Raw genomic sequence first — 17,947 nt, 5'->3', positions numbered from 1 at the left:
CTCGCTGTAATCCTTGTAGGATAAGGATTACACTAATATAGTACATGTGAATTATTTAATAGCCAGAAGACAATCATAGCAACGCTTTCAGACTTCTTAGTATTGACTTTACAAATTAGCTCTTAACTTGCTACTATATTAAGATAATTCTCAAAAAAAAATATATCTCGGATTAGGGTATATGCGATCGCGTAGCGTAGCCCTTCGGGCTAATCGCATGGAATTCCACACCAGCCCTAATCCTTGTGTTATCAGTAATATCCTCAGTAAGTGATGACAACAATGAGCGACTTTATCCTTCTTCAGGGTAGAAAAAATACTGAACAAATAATTTCCGAAATCTTAGCCAACTATCAAGAGTATCGTGATCGAGATAATATTCAACATTTTTGTAAGCATGTTATCGACAAGCGTCAAGGAATAAAAGACAAAACCAAAACCCTTACTGATCTCAAGAATGCGTTAGATACTATCGACATGATTGATAGTTATCATCAACGCTTAATCACTGCTCAAGAACAAGGGAAATCAAAAGTAAATTGGCTTGAATCTACCCTTGAAGAAATCACCGATAGAGAAAGTGTAGAAAAAAGACGTAAAATTGTTCAAGAGCTTCACGAAGCCTTAGTTTTAGCTAATAATCAGCAATTAGCGTCATTGTCTGGTGAACAAACGAGCGTATATACTCCTCCGAAGCAAATTGAAGTTGAAGGCATCAATAATCCTAAAGTGATGGAACAACAAGTATTAGATGATGTTCAGAACAACACCATGCTATCTTCAATTTCCATGGCTCAGCCGTTTGATATGCTTTCAGACCCTTTAAATCTAGATTTATTTAATAATTTTTCTTTTCTGGACGTTGCTGAGAATTATTTCAATCAATACCTTGGTCAGGTCGATAATACCTTCAAACAACTAGTTACTTTAGGCACAGTAGTTGCTAAAGAAGAGGGTCACTTAGGCATACTTGATGAAGTAGATATAGCCGAAATTGCTGCCATGATTGATATGGGACTTACGCTTCCCCAAATCGGCTTTAAACTTGGCAAAGGTGAGATTACACTGATTCAGGCTGTAGAAGATTTATATGATAGACAAGTTGCAGCTACCTGTACCTTAGTGAGTCTAAACACCAAGGCTGTCAGTTGGTTATCCGGTACAACTATCGGAGCTACTGTTGGAACTGTATTTGGACCAATTGGGACAGCAGTTGGAGGAATGCTAGGAAGCTTTACAGGTAAAATTGCCGGAAAACAAATTGCTCCAACTATTGCCACTGGTGTCCAAAAAGTAGCCAAGTTTGGGAAAGAAACAATAAGCAAAACAGTAAAAAAAGCCTGGGCAGGAGCAAAATCTTTTGGGAAAGCCTTTGCTAAAAGTAAATTAAATCCATTGAATTGGTAGCCCTTGACAGCAAAATGAAATTATTGAATTAAATTATTGAGGTTAAGACAGATGGCAAAGACAATTAAGTTTAGTCTTATTTTGGATAATACTCCAGTCAGAGATTTAGATGGTGTTAGGGAAAATTTTAATATCGATGATATCTTGAGATATTACAAAAGTGGTCTATTACAAAAGTGGCTTGCTGTTAGGGGATTTACAGATACCTTATCAAAAATAAAGGATATCTCAGGCGAAAGTGACCTAGAGATTAGCAAGGAACTAGTTAAAATTTTTGAGATGGAAATTGAAGGAATTAAACTAGAGGAATCGTTGTATAGTATCCAATTCCATGAAGAATTCCAGAACAAGGTAAATGATTATGCTAAGAACAATGTTAATCGCAAAGCCATTATTAAGGATTATCACCAGGGTTACTATAGAGTATTGACAGGGATGTTAGAGGAGCCCGATAATATTGCGTTGATTAAAAGTAGTGTAGCACAAATTGCTAAAAACTATTTCTGGATATTTAAGTTTCACTTACCATCCTTGTATGATGAATTTTTTGAAAAAGTACCCTTATCTCTTTTTGTATCATTCATGAATCCCACTTTGAGAAGATTAGTGTTAGGGTCTGACATGATGGCTGAAAGAATAGAAAACTTGACAAATAAAATTAATCCTAATACAGCCAAAATGTTATCTGAAGGATTTTTAAAACATCCTGATATACTTAGTATAAAATCTATTCAGCATAAAGCCGACACTAATCGTAAGTGGCAGAAACTTCTTACTCCAGAAAAAAAGTGTTTAATTCTGGATTTAACTCATAGAGATGATGTGATGGTATCTCATTCAGAACCAAGTTTGAGGTCCCATCAATTTAAAAAAGAAGATGCTGTGGGAAAAATTATGAATGGTTTAATGTTTTCTTCTAATAGTTCTAATGATTATGTGGAATACATTATATTTCCTTCAGAACAAAATTTGGTACTTTCAGAAAAAGAATTTGCCATTCATAAAATGTTTTATTTAGTCAGGAATCATCTAAAAATATTTAAAGGGGAGACAAAAGAGTTTTGGAAAGATATTGAACCCAAGGGTAAGCGTTTTATGATTTTAGGTATGAACGATGGAAATTATGTAAGAAACTCTGGTAAACATGGTGAAGAGTTATCAGCCGATGATGTTAATGGTAAATTTGTCATTCTAGATGGGATAGATTACAAGAGTAGAAATCCTGACCATGTAATTGGTTATTTAGAAGTTTGAGATTATATAGCATTTCTCATGTTAGCTGTCAGCTGTAAACTTTCAGCCGTCAGCTTGTGAGTGATAGCTTACTGAATGCTTACCTTTCTTCCCCACTCCCGATTCCCGATTCCCGATTCCCGATTCCCGATTCCCGATTAACAATTATCATGAACAATACAAGTCATAAACTCGCCTCCTATGTTGATTCCTTAAGACCAATCATTTATATCAATCATTTTGATTTTCATGCTATTGATTTGCTGATTAAGGAGATTGCTACAACAGCTGAAATTTATGAATATAATGATGCTGGGGGTCATGTTGATTTTGATACCAAAAATTCTAAGTCTAACTTTGACTTAGAAACATTCTTGTCAGCTTTTGATAATAATGAAAGTGGAGAGAGTTTTCTGGTACTCAAGGATATTCACTTTTATTTAGATAATCCCAAAGTCATTGCTCTGCTCAAATCAATTGCCCTCAAAACCCTATACAAGGATAATTTTTATACCACTAGTTTTATTGTTGCTAGTCAATTAATCATTCCGCCTGAACTTGATAAATTTATTACGGTCTTTGATGTCCCTATTCCCAATCTTAATCAAATTAGAGGAATAATTAAACAATTTTTGCAGGATTTACAATTTGAGATGACTGACAATGTCATTGAAGAATTATCCTTATCCTTTAAAGGATTAAGTAAATTTGAAATTATCCAGATATTAAACCTATCCTATCAACAGGGTGGCTGTATAGACAAAAATGATAAGCACCTAATCATCCAAGAAAAAGAACAAATTATCAAAAAATCTGGCACCCTTGAAATTCTTAATTTCAAAGAAACACTAGATGATGTTGGAGGGCTTGATAATCTCAAGTCCTGGCTGACTAAAAAAGCTAACATATTCAAAAATCTCGACCAAGCTATCAAATTTGGAGTGGACATACCTAAAGGTATGATGCTAATTGGGATGCCTGGGTGTGGCAAAAGTTTAGTCGCCAAAGCTACTTCTCATCTGTTTGAAGTTCCTCTACTGCGGCTAGATATTGGTAAACTATTTGGTAAGTATGTCGGAGAGAGTGAAGAAAACTTAAGTCGGGCAATTAGAAGAGCTGAGGCGGTTAGTCCTTGTATTTTATGGATAGATGAAATTGAAAAAGCCTTTGCTGGCATTGGCGAAAGTGGAGGCGCAAGTGATATCACCACCAGATTATTTGGTAATATTTTAACTTGGATTCAAGAGAAAGAAAACACTGTCTTCATTGTGGCTACCTCTAATGATATTTCCAAACTTCCGGCTGAATTTCTCAGAAAAGGAAGATTTGATGAACTGTTCTTTGTAGATTTTCCTAATGGGGATGAGCGCAAAAAAATATTTGAAATCCATCTAAAAAGGAGAAATAAATGGAATAGGATGATTGATATAATTAGCTTGCTAAAAGAAACCGATGGTTATAGTGGTGCTGACATTGAAGCTGTTGTTAAAGAAACCATAGAAAATGTTTTTCTTGATCCAGAAAAAGATACAGTGACAACAGATGATTTGCTTGCTGTCATTAAAACCACCAAATGTCTTTCAGAATCCCTCAAAGATAAAATAGATAAAATCAGAAAGTCTTTATCTAAGATGAATGTTAAGCCAGCAAGTGAGATTAAGAAAGTCAAGCCAGGAAGTAAAAAAAAATAATCCCTGATCACCTACCAGGGTAAGTTAATGTAATTTATCTAATTTCCAAATAGATCATAAAACTCAAGGCGGCTTTATCATAATACCAAAAAATAATCCTATCTCTTTAATCCTCTTGCCTCTTGCCTCTGGCCTCTGGCCTCTTGCCTCTTGCCCCAAGAAGTGTATTTACAACCCAGCTCCAAATACTATAGTATAGTAAGATAACTTGAAAAAAAAGAATATATCCCGGATTAGGCTATATGCGATCGCTTTTAGCGGAAGCTTTGCTTCATCGCGTAGCGTAGCCCTTCGGGCTAATCCCATGGAATTCCACACCAGCCCTAATCCTTGTTTTATCCGTAATCTCCTCAGGAAATCATAACAACAATGGCCGACTTGATACCTCCTGAGGTTAGGAAAAATAATGAGCAAATAATTTCCGAAATATTAGTAAACTATAAAGAGTTAACTGATAGAGAGAATAGTCAACATTTTTTTAAGGATGTTATCGACAACCGAAGGTCTGGTAAATAGAGAATAAATTATGATTTTTAGTTGAAACTTCATCAATAGCTCTATAAGGTAACCGTTATCATCCTGATATAGTAGTATCGAACATTTTTATTAGAATCATTAGTAAGTCTATGGCTTAAGTTACTAGTGGTTTAATTTTTTTATTTATTTTCTAGTGTTTATACTTAAGTTAATTTAAGAAAAATTTGGCACAGTATAAAATAAAAGAATGAATTAGGACTATGTCAGGACTGAACCCACCTCTTACCAAACATGACTTTACTAACACTTGCTGGGAAGATGTAGTGAAAAGCAGCGAAAGTAAGGATTGTATGACCTATTGTATTGCTTTTGATAAAAAAGCAAAGGAGGCGCAAGAATTAGTAAATTTCAGAGAAAAAGCTGTTTTTGAAATTCTGGCAACCGTGACTATGGCTGAAATTAATCCACAATCAAAACAAGAGTTTTTTGCTGAGGTTTTTAAGGATATGACAGACGAGCAGTTAAATTTTCTTGCTGAAATCGCACCTGAAATATCAGATCCTGAACTTCAAGCACGAGTAGCAGATTTTCTCTGGCTCATAGGAAATAAACGAGATAGATATCGAATGGCTCAGTTGTCAATTCCTGCTTACTTAAAATCAGCAACTACCTTAGAAAACCCTGAGCATTGGACTGATTGTTGTGACAGAATAGAACGAGCATTTCGGTTGGCACGGAAAATTAACCATCAATACGAAGTTGTTTTTGCCCATATAGAAGAAGTTCTTGATCGCTATCAAGGGGAAAAACTTTGGGGGCTATCTCTAAAGTTAATGGAGCTATTGGAGGAACATAAATGTGAAGAAGCAGTCAAATATGCAGCTCTTGCTGAAAAAGCAGCAACTTTAGCAGAATCAAGCTCTAATTGGCCAATAGCAAGAAAATTCTGGGAGATTAAAGCAAAATTGCATCGTATGGAGAAAAACAAGAGCGAAAAGCTTGCTGCTTCAATGTCAGCCGCTGAGACTTATGTAGAGGAAGCCGAGTCAGCTCTCAAAACAACTCCACCAAGCGACGCCGCTATAGTCGCATCATATTTGTTACAAGCTGTTGAAGCCTTTAGAAAGATTCCAGGCACAAAAGCAAGAGCCGAGGAACTTCACAAGCGGCTTCTTCAGTACCAAGAAGAAAGTCGCAACGAGATGATGACCATTTCTCATAAAATGGATATTAGCAAGGTCGTAGAGGAAGCCAGAAATTGGGTTAGGGGCAAAAACCTTCAAGAGGCACTCTTCGCTTTGTCTGTTTTAGCTGTTCCAACTCATGTCTCTAAATTGAGACAAGAAGTACAGCAGGACGCTGATAACTCTTTAGGAATTCATCTTGTCCCTAATGTCATCATAAATGAAATGGGCAAAACTGTTGCTATTCAACCAGGTTCTGTTCTCTCCAGTGATCCTGAAGAAGCGGAGCGTGCAACCCATTTTTATATGTGCCAGAAAGCCATTGAATATTATAAGCTACAAGCTCAAGCATATATTGAACCTGCCAGAGATCAGATTAATTTAGAGCATTGTGTTCGACTAGACGATATTCTCTTCATTGTTTCCAATAGTCCATTTATTCCCCCTGAGCGTGAATACCTGTTTGCAAAGGGGCTGTATGCTGGACTTACTGGAGACTTTTTCACATCTACCCACATCCTAATTCCCCAAATTGAAAACTCTATCCGTTATATCCTGCGCCAAAGAGGCATCATTACTTCTGGGTTGGACGACAACGGTATTCAGAATGAACATAATTTGAACTCTATTCTTTATCATCCAGAGATAACCTCTATTTTTTATGAAACTATGCTATTTGAATTGAAATGTTTACTGGTTGAACATGCTGGTAGTAACTTAAGAAATCGTATGGCTCATGGTTTGATTCGGGATGGTGAGTTTAGGAGTCCATTGATGTCATATCTCTGGTGCCTTACATTGAGGCTTTGTTGCTTGCCTATCTTGATACATCAGCAACAAGTTGAGCAATCAAACACAAGTACTGATGCAATCTAAGATTAGTGCGTTCGCGTAGCGTGGCCTACGGCCAATCGCTAATTTTTTAGGGTGTGTTGGGAGCATGTCAAATTCCCATAACAAATGTACTAAAATAACTTATGACCGCTACTGAACCACCAAAACAGTTTAACCAATCACTGCACTCGACCGTAAGCTAGACAATTTATTATTAAAATTGCGATTGCGGATTTCTCATAACACCAAAAAATAATCCCATCTCTTTCCCCCGATTCCCGATTCCCGATTCCCGATTCCCGATTCCCTACTCCCTACTCCCTACTCCCTACTCCCTTCGTTATATTACCAAAACCCCCGCTTCCCAGTAGGAAGTACTGTTGTCCAATTAGTCTTAGCTTGGGCCAACTGTTCCTTAGTAACTTTAGCATTAGAAAGATTGGCTCCACAGAAGTTTGCTCCCCGCAGATTAGCATTTTCTAGATGAGCATAACTAAGATTTGCCCCACGCAAGTCTGCTCCTGCCAAATTAGCCTTGTTCAGGTAAGCTCGACCCAAATTGGCATTACGTAAGTCTGCTTGATGGAGGTTCGCTTCACCAAAATTAGCATTGGATAAATCCGCTCCCTTCAAACTAATATTTAATAGTTTTCCCTGGCGGAAAATTATCCCAGATAACTTGGCATTATTAAGGTTAAGTCCCCTCAAATCTTTAGCAGCAAAATCTTTCCTGCCAGAGCAGTAAGCTTTTAATAACGTTTCCGCATCCCATTTGGCATTACCCTTCGACTTGCCTGTAGTAGTACTCCTACTACCGCTCACAGTTGTAGAATCCCTGTAACTGGTAAAACCTCCACCGTTTCTAGGTTCTGATCTTCGACCATTGCTCCATCCCCGACGCTCCCGGAATTCTCTAATTCTCTCTGCCATTCTTCTCGATTGAGCTGAGGACGGGGATGAATAACCATTCCCAGGAGCCAAATCCCCGGAGTTGAAGTGAGAATTAACGTCATCAAGGGGTTTTGACACTAAACTTTTGTTTAAACTCTCCAGATATGGCTCTAGGTCAAGAGCTCTAAGGATGTCTTCTGAGCACTGATAGCGATAACGGACAGAAGACTCCAGCATTTTTCTTAAAACCTTAGCAAAGTGGTCACTAACGCTGACAAAAGTCTGCCAGACTATTTCTCCAGTAGAAGGATTATAATCGAGGTCTTTGGGAGATTTACCCGTCAACAAATAAAGGCAAGTAACCCCCACTGCATAGATATCGCTAGCATAAACAGGTCGCAATGCCATTTGCTCAGGAGGAGCAAAGCCTGGAGTTCCAATGGCATAGTTCGTCAATACTGTGTCTGAGGAGTTGGAGGGATTGGTTTGGCGGTTTTTCACAGCACCAAAATCAATCAATACCAGTTTTCGGTCTTGCTCACGACGAATTATATTGGCTGGTTTAATGTCCCGGTGAATTACTTTTTTCTGATGAATATATTGCAGGAGTGGTAGAATTTCACTGAGAAATTGTTTAACTCCTTCTTCCGAGAAGGAACCAGAGCGTCTGACTTGCTGTTGCAGTGTCAAACCGCTAATGTATTCCTGAACCAGATAAAACTGCTGATTGTCTTCAAAGTAATCTAATAACCGTGGTAATTGGGGATGATTCCCAATTTCTCCCAAGGTTCGGGCTTCTCGCTCAAACAGATCCCTTGCCATCGGTGAAATCTCTGAGGCTGTCGCGCTTGGGCGGAGTTGTTTGATTACACAGGTCGGCTTACCAGGCAACGATTGATCTGTTGCTAAGAAAGTTGCTCCAAATCCGCCTTGACCGAGTGGTTTGATCACACGATAGCGGTCAAGTAATAATAATTTAGAACTGCACGCCTGACAAAAGTCGGCGTGTGGTGGGTTTTTTGCCTGAGTGCAGGTAGGATTTAGACAGTAGCTCATTCAGCCTTACTGATGTTGCGCATGCCCATACTGGAACTAAAACTTTTGCTCGGAGCACCTGAGCAGCAAAGATTATTTATAGTCTTTTACTTTTCTTTATTTTCTGCAAAATGCCTGTTACTACCCCCTTAGTTAGACAACTATTCCGGTGAAACCTGATCCTCAACCAGGATACCCTATTTTTTGTATCCATCTAAGGGTCGAAAAGACAATTTTGAGTTAAGTAAAGGGTGATTAAAGTAAAACGTATATGAAGCTACCTATATTTTAGAGCGTTTATTTAGCATTGACCATAGGTAGTGAACTTTTGTCAAGCGTTAAAGGGTTATGCCCATCACAATAGAAAAATGTTTTGGTGGAAGTAACGGGCAACTTGCACCTTATTTATTACCTTATATAGAGATATAGACTGAGTTCAGCAAAAAAATTTAGGAGTCCATGCGTATATCGTTAAACTGGCTGCGAGAACTAGTAGAGGTAACTCTGACACCAGAAGAGCTAGCTCAAACCCTAACTATGGCTGGGTTTGAAGTAGAAGATATTGAAGACCAGGGAACCCTGGCCGATGGCGTGGTCATTGGCAAGGTTCTGGAGGTAGAGCCTCACCCTAATGCAAATAAGCTTCGGGTCTGTCAAGTGGATATTGGTGGCAGTGACCCATTGAATATTGTTTGTGGTGCCTCCAATGTCCGACCAGACATTTACGTGCCGGTTGCCACCATCGGAACCTACCTACCAACTATTGATTTGAAAATTCGCTCCTCAAAACTGCGCGGTGTTCGTTCAGAAGGGATGATTTGTTCCCTAGCAGAAGTGGGCTTGGCCAAGGAATCTGCTGGCATTCATATTTTCGAGGCAGAAACTATACCCCTAGGCAGTGATGCTCGTCCTTTACTGGGGTTAACCGATACCATTCTTGATGTTACGTCTACGGCTAATCGGGCGGATGCTCTAAGTATGGTGGGCGTGGCCAGAGAAGTAGTGGCCTTAACTGGGGTATCCTTAAGCTTGCCAGAAACTGTTGAGGTGTCTATTCCAAAAACATCCGATGCCTTGACCTTGAAAGTATCTGAACCCAAAGCTTGTCCCGCCTATATTGGCACTGTGATTGAAGGGGTGAAGATTGCTCCTTCTCCCGATTGGTTACAACAGCGCTTGGAAGCCGCTGGAGTGCGACCGATTAATAATGTAGTGGATGTCACTAATTACATTCTCTTGGAATGGGGTCAGCCCCTCCATGCCTTTGACCGGGAACGCTTGCAAGCTGTTGCTGGGGTCGAAAACCTCACCATTGGTGTCCGCTTTGCTAACAGTGGGGAATCCCTGACTACTCTTGATGGTCAAACCCGTTCCCTGGAACCACAAGCGTTACTGATCACAGCTAACGACCAACCCGTTGCGATGGCTGGGGTTATGGGTGGGGAAGCCACAGAAGTGAACGACAACACCCAAAGTATTGTTTTGGAAGCAGCACTGTTTGATCCAGTGACTGTTCGTCGTTCTTCCCGTAGTCAAAGCATACGGACAGAATCATCTACCCGTTATGAGCGTGGTGTCAATCAAGCAGAATTGGATATTGCTTGTAAAAGAGCGATCGCATTAATTACTGAGTTAGCTGGTGGTACCCCCACAACCCAGAGTATTGCTGACCAGCGCCCTGACCCCTCTACTTGGGCACGTTCCATTGAGTTACGTCTTGACCGTGTCAATCAGATTTTAGGACCAGTTCATCAGGCAGAGGAGCTTGGGGAAATCCTGCCAGAAGATGTGGAACGAATCCTGACTGCCCTCGGATGTCAACTACAACCGATAGCATCAGAGGATTCTCCCCAATGGAAAGTGACTGTACCCCCCTACCGCTACCGGGATTTAGAGCGGGAAATTGATTTAATTGAGGAAATTGCCCGTCTCTACGGCTATGACAACTTCTGCGATAGCTTACCAAACAAGAGTGAACCAGGTTATCTATCTGCTGAGGAATTTTTAAAGCGAAAACTGCGATCGCAATTTCGTGCAGTTGGGTTCACCGAATTAGTCCAGTATTCCTTGGTCAAGCCAGAGGAACAGAACCAAATTCATCTTGATAATCCCCTGTTTACAGAATACTCATCCCTACGCACGGATTTACTATCAGGGCTTATTGATGCCTGTCAGTACAATATCGAGCAAGGCAATGGTGTACTCAACGGTTTTGAAATTGGTCGGATCTTCTGGCGAGCAGAAGAGGGTTTTGCAGAAGCTGATGCTATTGCCGGGATTTTAGGGGGAAATATCACCCAAGGTAACTGGGTCACGGGAGGGCATTCCGAACCCATGACCTGGTACGAGGCTAAGGGAGTACTAGAGAGAGTGTTTTCCCGTTGCGGTCTGACAGTAGAATACCAACCAGACCACAGCGATCCCCGTCTTCACCCAGGACGCACTGCATCCTTGTGGTTGCAAGGTGAAAAATTAGGCAAATTTGGGCAGTTGCACCCCCAGCTACGCTCAGAAAGAGGTTTTCCCGATCAGGTTTATGTATTTGATTTGGACTTGGAGCTAATTTTAGAGGCTCTTGATCGCGATGAAATTTTGACTCCCCGGTTCCAAGTCTATTCCACCTACCCAGCCATTGACCGGGATATTGCCTTCTTTGCCCCACTAAAAGTCTCTGTGGCAGAAATCGAACGTTCAACTCGCAAAGCTGCGGGAACTTTGTTGGAGTCAGTGGAATTGTTTGATGAATATAAAGGGGAGTCTGTTCCTGAGGCACAGAGAAGTTTGGCATTTCGGCTAATCTACCGTGCTAGCGATCGCACTCTTACTGATGCAGAAGTCGAGCCAGTACATCAGAAAGTGCGAGAAGCCCTAGAGGAAAAATTTGGGGTTAGCCTTAGAAGTTAAACGCGCTTTGAAGTTAAACGTTTAAAGGATGAAGTATTCATACTTCATCCTTTACATACTTCATCCTTTAACCTTAATTCATCTCGTCATAAAGTTCATCTAGGTTCTGGTGCTGAGTACGGCGGGAGCGACGGCGGTATTTTTTTGTTTCTAGCTTAGGTTCGTATTGACGCCGACCAGAAGCTTTAATTTTTAACTTCATAGTGGATTCAAGATCAGCTTTTTGCTTCAAAGCCTCTTGCCGTGCAATCACTTCTGCTAAAAAATCCAGATAATGCTGGTACCTTTCCCAGTCTCCTCGCACAGCACAGTTTGGCTCATTCCGATGTAGGCAATTACTGAATTGACAGCGGTGTTGGGCTAAACGCTCTCTTGCTTCTGGAAAGTAATGGATTAAATCCTCAGGAGAACAAGTCAAGTCAGGCTGATTGAATCCGGGGGTATCTGCCAAAAAACCACCTTTAGGCAACTCAAATAATTCCACGTGCCGAGTGGTGTGGCGTCCTCGACCGAGTTTACCAGTCACTTCTGCCACCCGCACCCTTGTTGCTGGAATCAGATAATTAATTAGACTGGATTTACCGACACCGGAAAGACCAGCCATAACGCTGATGGTCTGACTCAACAGGTCAGTCAGTTGTTCTAAACAAGTACCATTATGAACGCTGATCAAGACTGGCTGATAACCCCATGCTTCCAGACGCTGTTGCCAATGCTGCTGTTGCTGTTGTGTTACTAAATCACGTTTATTCAGACACAAACATACCTTGAAACCAGTAGATTCTGCCTTCACTAAAAACCGACTCAGCTGATAAGCATCCAGGGTCGGTTCTTCCAGAGCAAAAACTACCAGAATTTGCTGAGCATTGGCAATTGGTGGGCGGTCGAGCTGGGTTGTCCGGGGCAGCACGTCAGCAATCACCCCTCGTCCACCAGCCCAGTCAGGTTCATCTACTACAACCCGGTCTCCCACCATCACCTGCTGGCCAATTTTTTTTAACCGGGCTCTACGGGTACATAAGAGGGTTGAAGGTTGTAGGTTATTTGCTTGAAGGTCATCTTCACAACCTACAACCTCCAACTTGTCAACCTTCAACTGATCTAAACGCACCTGATAGAAATTTGCCTGAACCGCCAGCACGGTACCCAGCCAACGGGTTGACAAGTTTGACGAATTAGTGTATTCTAATTCAATCATGAAGATGCTGGTGTGGACGACGCACCTTCAGAGCAAAATAGCGATCGCGTTCTTCAACACCCTCTATGGGGTAACCCTCCATAGTCAGACTATCAGGAACCTGTTCAATGGGTTCTCCTGGGTCGAGCCACACTTCTAATAGGGCACCTGGAGCCATTTTTTCTAGATAGAGTTTAGTGCGAACAAAGTTAATCGGGCAAGGGGTACCCCGCAGATCCAGCTGATCATCAGGTCTAGAACTGATCTCGGAGGAGGCTAGTCCACTCATGAGCCAAACAACCCTCCCAAGAATCCTTCTATACCACCTTTACCAGTGCGCTCACCCTTTATTTTCGCTAGCTTCTCTAGCAATTCCCTTTCCTCAGGGCTAATCCGAGTCGGGATATCTATCAAAATCGTGATTAGGTGATCGCCCCGACTGACTGGGTTGCCCAATTTAGGGACACCGTGATTGTCTAAAGTTAATACAGTATTGGGTTGAGTACCGGGTGGAATAGTTAATTCCACTGGACCGTCTACTGTCTCTGCTTCGATAATACAGCCTAAAATTGCTTGTAAATAGCTAATTTTCATTTCAGACAGAATGTTAATGCCATCCCGCTGAAACTGGCTGTCTTCGTTTACAAATAGATAAACGTATAGGTCTCCTGGTGGACCAGCACGTAATCCAGCATCCCCTTCTTTAGAAACCCGTAGCCTGGTGCCATTATCCACCCCTGCTGGAATGGTGATTTTCAGTTTTTTGGTTTCTTGTTTACGACCAGCACCACCACAGGCTTCACACTTATCCTCAATGATTTGACCTTCACCGTTACAGGTAGGACAAACTGAGACTTGGGTGAAACTACCAAAAGGGGTACGAGTAGCACGCCGTACTTGACCTGTACCGTTACACGTTGGGCAAGTGCGGGGTCGAGTTCCTGGCTTTGCCCCTGTGCCGTTACAGACTTTACAAGTTTCTAGGTGAGGAATGCGGATTTCCTTTTCACCACCGAATATAGCTTCCTTGAAAGCCAGCTTCAAGTCTAGTCGGAGGTCGTCACCACGCACCGGGCCACTACGCCGACGACCAGTTTGCTGCTGACCCATACCACCAGCAAAGCCGCTGAAGAAGCTTTCAAAAATATCAGCAAAGCCCATATCGCCAAAATCTGAGTAGGCTGCTCCCGCACCTGAGGAAACACCAGCTTCCCCAAAACGGTCATATCTTGCTCGAGTTTCTGGTTCTGAGAGGACTTCGTAAGCCCGGTTAATTTCCTTAAAGCGCTCTTCAGCTCCTGGTTCTTTGTTAACATCTGGGTGGTACTTCCGTGCCAAGCGACGGTAAGCACGTTTAATTTCATCTTTGTCGGCATCACGAGAGACACCAAGCAGATCATAATAGTCAGCCATAGAGCGCTGATCGGTCTTCCATTTACATAGTGGGGGCTATTGTTATTCCTCAGGTTATTGCTATAAAAGCACAAAGAGCGCATTCCAGCATTACCTGCATCCTATATCATTGTCTATCAAAAAAATCAGCTGATTGCCACCTGCTTATGTGATCATAATCTCAAGGTTGGCTTGAGCTAGTCAAAGGAGCGAATTGAATTATCTATCTTTGAGGGAGCTGTTGCCGTAATCAACTGCTTCGTAGTCAACATTTACTTCTAAGGTTTCATCCTCAAAATCAACCACAAATTCTCCTACAGCATCCGGTTCTATTTGGGTGGAGTCGTTTGAATTGGACTCTTGAACTGTTTCGTCAGACGCCATAAATTCCGGGTCTGACCCCAGGCTGGCACTCGCGTAAATGATCCCCCCAATTTCCAAGACAGTTTTCTGCAAAGTTTCAATAGCTCCTTTCACCTCCTCGACCTCAATTGAGGGGTCTGTCATTATGGTGTCTAGGTGCTGCTTTTGTTGATCTGCTTGCTCCTTTAGTCCTTGAGCCTGAAGGTTAGCGCTAATCAATTCCCCATGGTCTTTGATAGTAGATTCATAGTTATATAGTAAGCCATCGGCTTGGTTTTTCAGTTGCACCAATTCCATGCGACGGCGGTCTTGGTCAGCATAGTCTTCTGCCTCACGGCGCATCCGTTCCACTTCCGCTGGACTTAATCCACCCGTATTGGTAATCACAATACTTTGCTCTTTCCCAGTTCCTCGATCACTGGCAGCGACTTTAAGAATGCCGTTGACATCGATTTCAAAGGTAACTTCAATTTGAGGGACACCACGGGGAGCTGGGGGAATACCAGTGAGCAGGAATTTTCCCAGGCTTTTGTTATCTCTAGCCATTGCCCGCTCCCCCTGCAATACGTGGATTTCTACCGAGGTTTGTCCATCAGTAGCTGTGGAAAATACCTGGGACTTACTGGTAGGAATAGTAGTATTGCGCTCGATAATTTTGGTGAACACTTCTCCTAAGGTTTCTATACCCAGGGACAGGGGAGTAACATCCAGTAGCAGGACATCCTCTACTTCCCCGCCCAAAACACCAGCCTGAATTGCTGCTCCCAATGCCACAGCTTCATCGGGGTTAACCGAACGATCGGTAGCCTTACCATTAAAAAACCTTTTAATAGCATCCTGCACCGCCGGGATACGGGTCGAACCCCCTACCAGCAAAATCCGGTCAATGTGCTCTGGCTTGAGGTCACTATCTTTGAGCGACTGCTTTACCGGTTCTATAGTTGCGTTAATTAGGTCCCTGGATAGTTCTTCAAACTTAGCCCGGGACAACTCCATCTCTAAGTGTTTTGGTCCTGTTTCATCAGCAGTAATGAAGGGCAAGTTGATGGGGGTGGCTACCATGCTAGACAGTTCAATTTTTGCCTTTTCCGCCGCCTCTCGCAAACGCTGAAGAGCCATTTTGTCTTCGGTGAGATTGATGCCCTCTTTGGCTTTAAAGTTTTGAACCATCCAGCGGACAATCACATTATCGAAGTCATCTCCCCCCAAGTGATTGTTACCAGAAGTTGCCTTTACTTCAAAGACCCCATTCCCCAGTTGCAGAACTGAGACATCAAAGGTACCACCACCCAAGTCAAACACCAATATAAGCTGGTCTTGATCCAGCTTATCTAAACCATAGGCAAGAGCAGCAGCAGTCGGTTCGTTTATAATGCGCAATACTTCCAAACCAGCAATGGTACCCCCATCCTTGGTGGCTTGCCGTTGAGCATCGGTAAAGTAGGCAGGAACTGTGATCACAGCTTTAGTCACTGAGTCCCCAAGAAAGGTTTCAGCATCAGCCTTGAGCTTTTGTAAGATCATGGCCGAGATTTCCTGAGGGGTATACTCTCGATGCCGAATCTTTACATCTACCGTCTCATCACGACCCTTAACACAGGTATAGGGGACACGGGAACGCTCTGTAGCGGTTTCATCCCAACGACGTCCGATAAAGCGCTTGATACTGTAGACACTGTTTTCCGCATTGGTCACTGCTTGACGCTTGGCCAGTTGACCCACCAGGTGCTCCCCTGACTTGCCAAATCCCACAATACTCGGTGTGGTTCGCCCACCTTCCGAGCTAGAAATGACTATGGGTTTACCTCCTTCTAAGACAGCAACACAACTATTGGTTGTGCCTAGGTCGATGCCAATAACTTTTCCCATAGGGTTGCGGCTTAACGGTTATGTTAAGTTATTTTAGTTTGATTTTTTGTTGAGTTGGTCAAAATAATAGAACTTCCCTTGGTGCATTCGTCCCTTTTCGTAGGATGGTCAGAGACTGACACCAAAGGAAGGTTAACCACTCAATGGCAGCTAATTTTCTGCCTCAGCAGATTTCTGAGCTTCTGAGGTTTCCTGTGGTTCTGCGGCAGCAGCTACTTTCACCATAGCGTGACGTAACACCCGCTCCCCAAGTAAATAACCCCGCATTAGCTGTTCTATCACTACTCCTTCTGGATAGTCATCCGTTGGTTCTCGCATAACCGCTTCGTGGAGATTGGGGTCAAACTCTTGCCCTTCGGGTCGCATCGCAGCAACCCCAAGGCGCTTGAGACTGTCTACCAGCTGTTTATAAACACCTTGATAGCTTTTGTGAATCGACATTTCCCCATCATTTTGAGGCTTAATTTGGGTGCGCGCCCGTTCAAAATTATCGACTACTGACAATAACTCAGTGATGGTGTTTCCTTTAACTTGATGTTCCAAGTCTTCTTTCTCTTTAGTTGACCGTTTACGGAAATTCTCAAAATCTGCCGCAATCCGGATGTATTGAGATTTAAAGGAGTCACATTGCTGAGTTCGCTCTTCTAGTTGAGCTTTCAGAGCCTCATTTTCCTGCTTGATGGTTTCTATAATTTTGGAATCGTCCTCCTTAGGTGATTCATCGGTAGCTGCTTGAGCTACCTCGGTCTGGGCTTCTTGGTCTACCGACTCTGACTCAGATGCAACAGCCGCAGGGGATTCAGTTGGTTGTGCTGCTTCAGGGTTAACATCTGAGTCAGATGCTACGGCTACCACTTCCGCCTCACGATTGTCTTCGAGTACCGTAGTGGACTCTTCGTTTGTCTCATGCGAAGTGTTATCTGACTGTTTTGCTTCGTCAATCATGCTCCACTCATCCCAATTCAATAGACTGCTAGTTTATCTATTAATTCTTACTAGCCATCCAATTTTCCAGCAAATTTTTTAAACTAACCAGGTTCAGTCTAAGACTATAGCATGGCTTTCTAACCTGATTGAGAGTTGTTGCGACCTTACACTTACCTCAACTGTGTGGTCTTCCACGGCCTCCATCAGCAAGAATGCGGGTCTTGGGCAGGGTCGCCGATCAGATCCTTATGGCCTGTACGCTTACGCTCGCCACCTACTGTGGTTTTTCCACGGACTGTCTTTGATGGTGCTACTTCAGTTTGCTGGCCTTGTTGCATAGTTGAATGTTTTGATGTTGACACTCCCCGCTTTAAAAAGACGGGGATTCCTAGATCTACGACCGGCCTTAAACCTCCGTGTCCAAATGGCAATATCTAAACCTGAACCCCGTCAAGACCAAGATTCTAGTTCAGTTCACGTGCATACCCAGCGGGCTAGTCTCGCGATAGCGTTTAGTTACTTTTTGAGAAGTGCCTTATGAAGTCCATTGCTTCCCTGTTTCA

The 17,947-nt window shown here is 42.4% G+C and carries 11 protein-coding genes; 5 read left to right on the top strand and 6 right to left on the bottom strand.

Annotated elements, in window-relative coordinates:
• The first annotated feature begins 282 nt into the window (after window positions 1-282).
• The 4 genes from AC4II3_RS03275 (at window position 283) to AC4II3_RS03260 (ending at window position 6,868) form a co-directional block, all read left to right on the top strand.
• Window positions 283-1,407, top strand: coding sequence for a hypothetical protein (locus AC4II3_RS03275; protein ID WP_488029158.1), 1,125 nt, complete (start codon window positions 283-285; stop codon window positions 1,405-1,407).
• A 51-nt stretch (window positions 1,408-1,458) separates the two neighbouring features.
• Window positions 1,459-2,661 (top strand): SPFH domain-containing protein, encoded by a 1,203-nt coding sequence (locus tag AC4II3_RS03270; protein ID WP_488006670.1) that lies wholly within the window; start codon window positions 1,459-1,461, stop codon window positions 2,659-2,661.
• Window positions 2,662-2,810: 149 nt separating this feature from the next.
• Window positions 2,811-4,331, top strand: coding sequence for an AAA family ATPase (locus AC4II3_RS03265; protein WP_488006668.1), 1,521 nt, complete (start codon window positions 2,811-2,813; stop codon window positions 4,329-4,331).
• Window positions 4,332-5,068: 737 nt separating this feature from the next.
• Window positions 5,069-6,868, top strand: a complete 1,800-nt coding sequence (locus AC4II3_RS03260) for a DUF7380 domain-containing protein (protein ID WP_488006666.1) — start codon at window positions 5,069-5,071, stop codon at window positions 6,866-6,868.
• A 303-nt stretch (window positions 6,869-7,171) separates the two neighbouring features.
• Here AC4II3_RS03260 and AC4II3_RS03255 read toward each other — a convergent pair whose 3' ends face one another.
• The gene (locus AC4II3_RS03255) at window positions 7,172-8,773 is read right to left on the bottom strand and encodes a protein kinase domain-containing protein (protein WP_488006664.1); all 1,602 of its coding nucleotides are present in this window, start codon (window positions 8,771-8,773) and stop codon (window positions 7,172-7,174) included.
• 438 nt (window positions 8,774-9,211) lie between these two features.
• Here AC4II3_RS03255 and pheT point away from each other — a divergent pair, with 438 nt between their 5' ends.
• Window positions 9,212-11,656 (top strand): phenylalanine--tRNA ligase subunit beta, encoded by a 2,445-nt coding sequence (gene pheT, locus AC4II3_RS03250; RefSeq protein ID WP_488006662.1) that lies wholly within the window; start codon window positions 9,212-9,214, stop codon window positions 11,654-11,656.
• A gap of 73 nt (window positions 11,657-11,729) precedes the next feature.
• On the opposite strand, the gene rsgA is transcribed toward pheT, so the two are convergent.
• The 5 genes from rsgA to grpE form a co-directional block, all read right to left on the bottom strand.
• The gene (gene rsgA, locus AC4II3_RS03245) at window positions 11,730-12,854 is read right to left on the bottom strand and encodes a small ribosomal subunit biogenesis GTPase RsgA (protein ID WP_488006660.1); all 1,125 of its coding nucleotides are present in this window, start codon (window positions 12,852-12,854) and stop codon (window positions 11,730-11,732) included.
• Window positions 12,847-13,122: a sulfurtransferase TusA family protein gene (locus tag AC4II3_RS03240; RefSeq protein WP_488006658.1), complete on the bottom strand. Its 276-nt coding sequence runs from the start codon at window positions 13,120-13,122 to the stop codon at window positions 12,847-12,849. Before AC4II3_RS03240 ends, rsgA begins: the two co-directional genes overlap by 8 nt.
• The gene (dnaJ, locus tag AC4II3_RS03235) at window positions 13,119-14,246 is read right to left on the bottom strand and encodes a molecular chaperone DnaJ (protein WP_488006656.1); all 1,128 of its coding nucleotides are present in this window, start codon (window positions 14,244-14,246) and stop codon (window positions 13,119-13,121) included. Before dnaJ ends, AC4II3_RS03240 begins: the two co-directional genes overlap by 4 nt.
• Window positions 14,247-14,444: 198 nt before the next feature.
• Entirely contained in the window at window positions 14,445-16,457 is a 2,013-nt protein-coding gene (dnaK, locus tag AC4II3_RS03230; RefSeq protein WP_488006654.1) for a molecular chaperone DnaK, read from the bottom strand.
• Between the two features lie 150 nt (window positions 16,458-16,607).
• Entirely contained in the window at window positions 16,608-17,402 is a 795-nt protein-coding gene (grpE, locus tag AC4II3_RS03225) for a nucleotide exchange factor GrpE (protein ID WP_488006652.1), read from the bottom strand.
• Between the last annotated feature and the right edge of the window lie 545 nt (window positions 17,403-17,947).

It is taken from the genome of Moorena sp. (assembly GCF_982860115.1).
The sequence above is the reverse complement of the archived record's forward strand: the minus strand, read 5'-3'. Positions and strand labels throughout refer to the sequence as shown.

Bases quoted from the DNA above. Each gene is read 5' to 3' on its own strand.
- AC4II3_RS03275 (WP_488029158.1), top strand. From the start codon at position 283: ATGAGCGACTTTATCCTTCTTCAGGGTAGAAAAAATACTGAACAAATA.
- AC4II3_RS03270 (WP_488006670.1), top strand. From the start codon at position 1,459: ATGGCAAAGACAATTAAGTTTAGTCTTATTTTGGATAATACTCCAGTC.
- AC4II3_RS03265 (WP_488006668.1), top strand. From the start codon at position 2,811: ATGAACAATACAAGTCATAAACTCGCCTCCTATGTTGATTCCTTAAGA.
- AC4II3_RS03260 (WP_488006666.1), top strand. From the start codon at position 5,069: ATGTCAGGACTGAACCCACCTCTTACCAAACATGACTTTACTAACACT.
- AC4II3_RS03255 (WP_488006664.1), bottom strand. From the start codon at position 8,773: ATGAGCTACTGTCTAAATCCTACCTGCACTCAGGCAAAAAACCCACCA.
- pheT (WP_488006662.1), top strand. From the start codon at position 9,212: ATGCGTATATCGTTAAACTGGCTGCGAGAACTAGTAGAGGTAACTCTG.
- rsgA (WP_488006660.1), bottom strand. From the start codon at position 12,854: ATGATTGAATTAGAATACACTAATTCGTCAAACTTGTCAACCCGTTGG.
- AC4II3_RS03240 (WP_488006658.1), bottom strand. From the start codon at position 13,122: ATGAGTGGACTAGCCTCCTCCGAGATCAGTTCTAGACCTGATGATCAG.
- dnaJ (WP_488006656.1), bottom strand. From the start codon at position 14,246: ATGGCTGACTATTATGATCTGCTTGGTGTCTCTCGTGATGCCGACAAA.
- dnaK (WP_488006654.1), bottom strand. From the start codon at position 16,457: ATGGGAAAAGTTATTGGCATCGACCTAGGCACAACCAATAGTTGTGTT.
- grpE (WP_488006652.1), bottom strand. From the start codon at position 17,402: ATGATTGACGAAGCAAAACAGTCAGATAACACTTCGCATGAGACAAAC.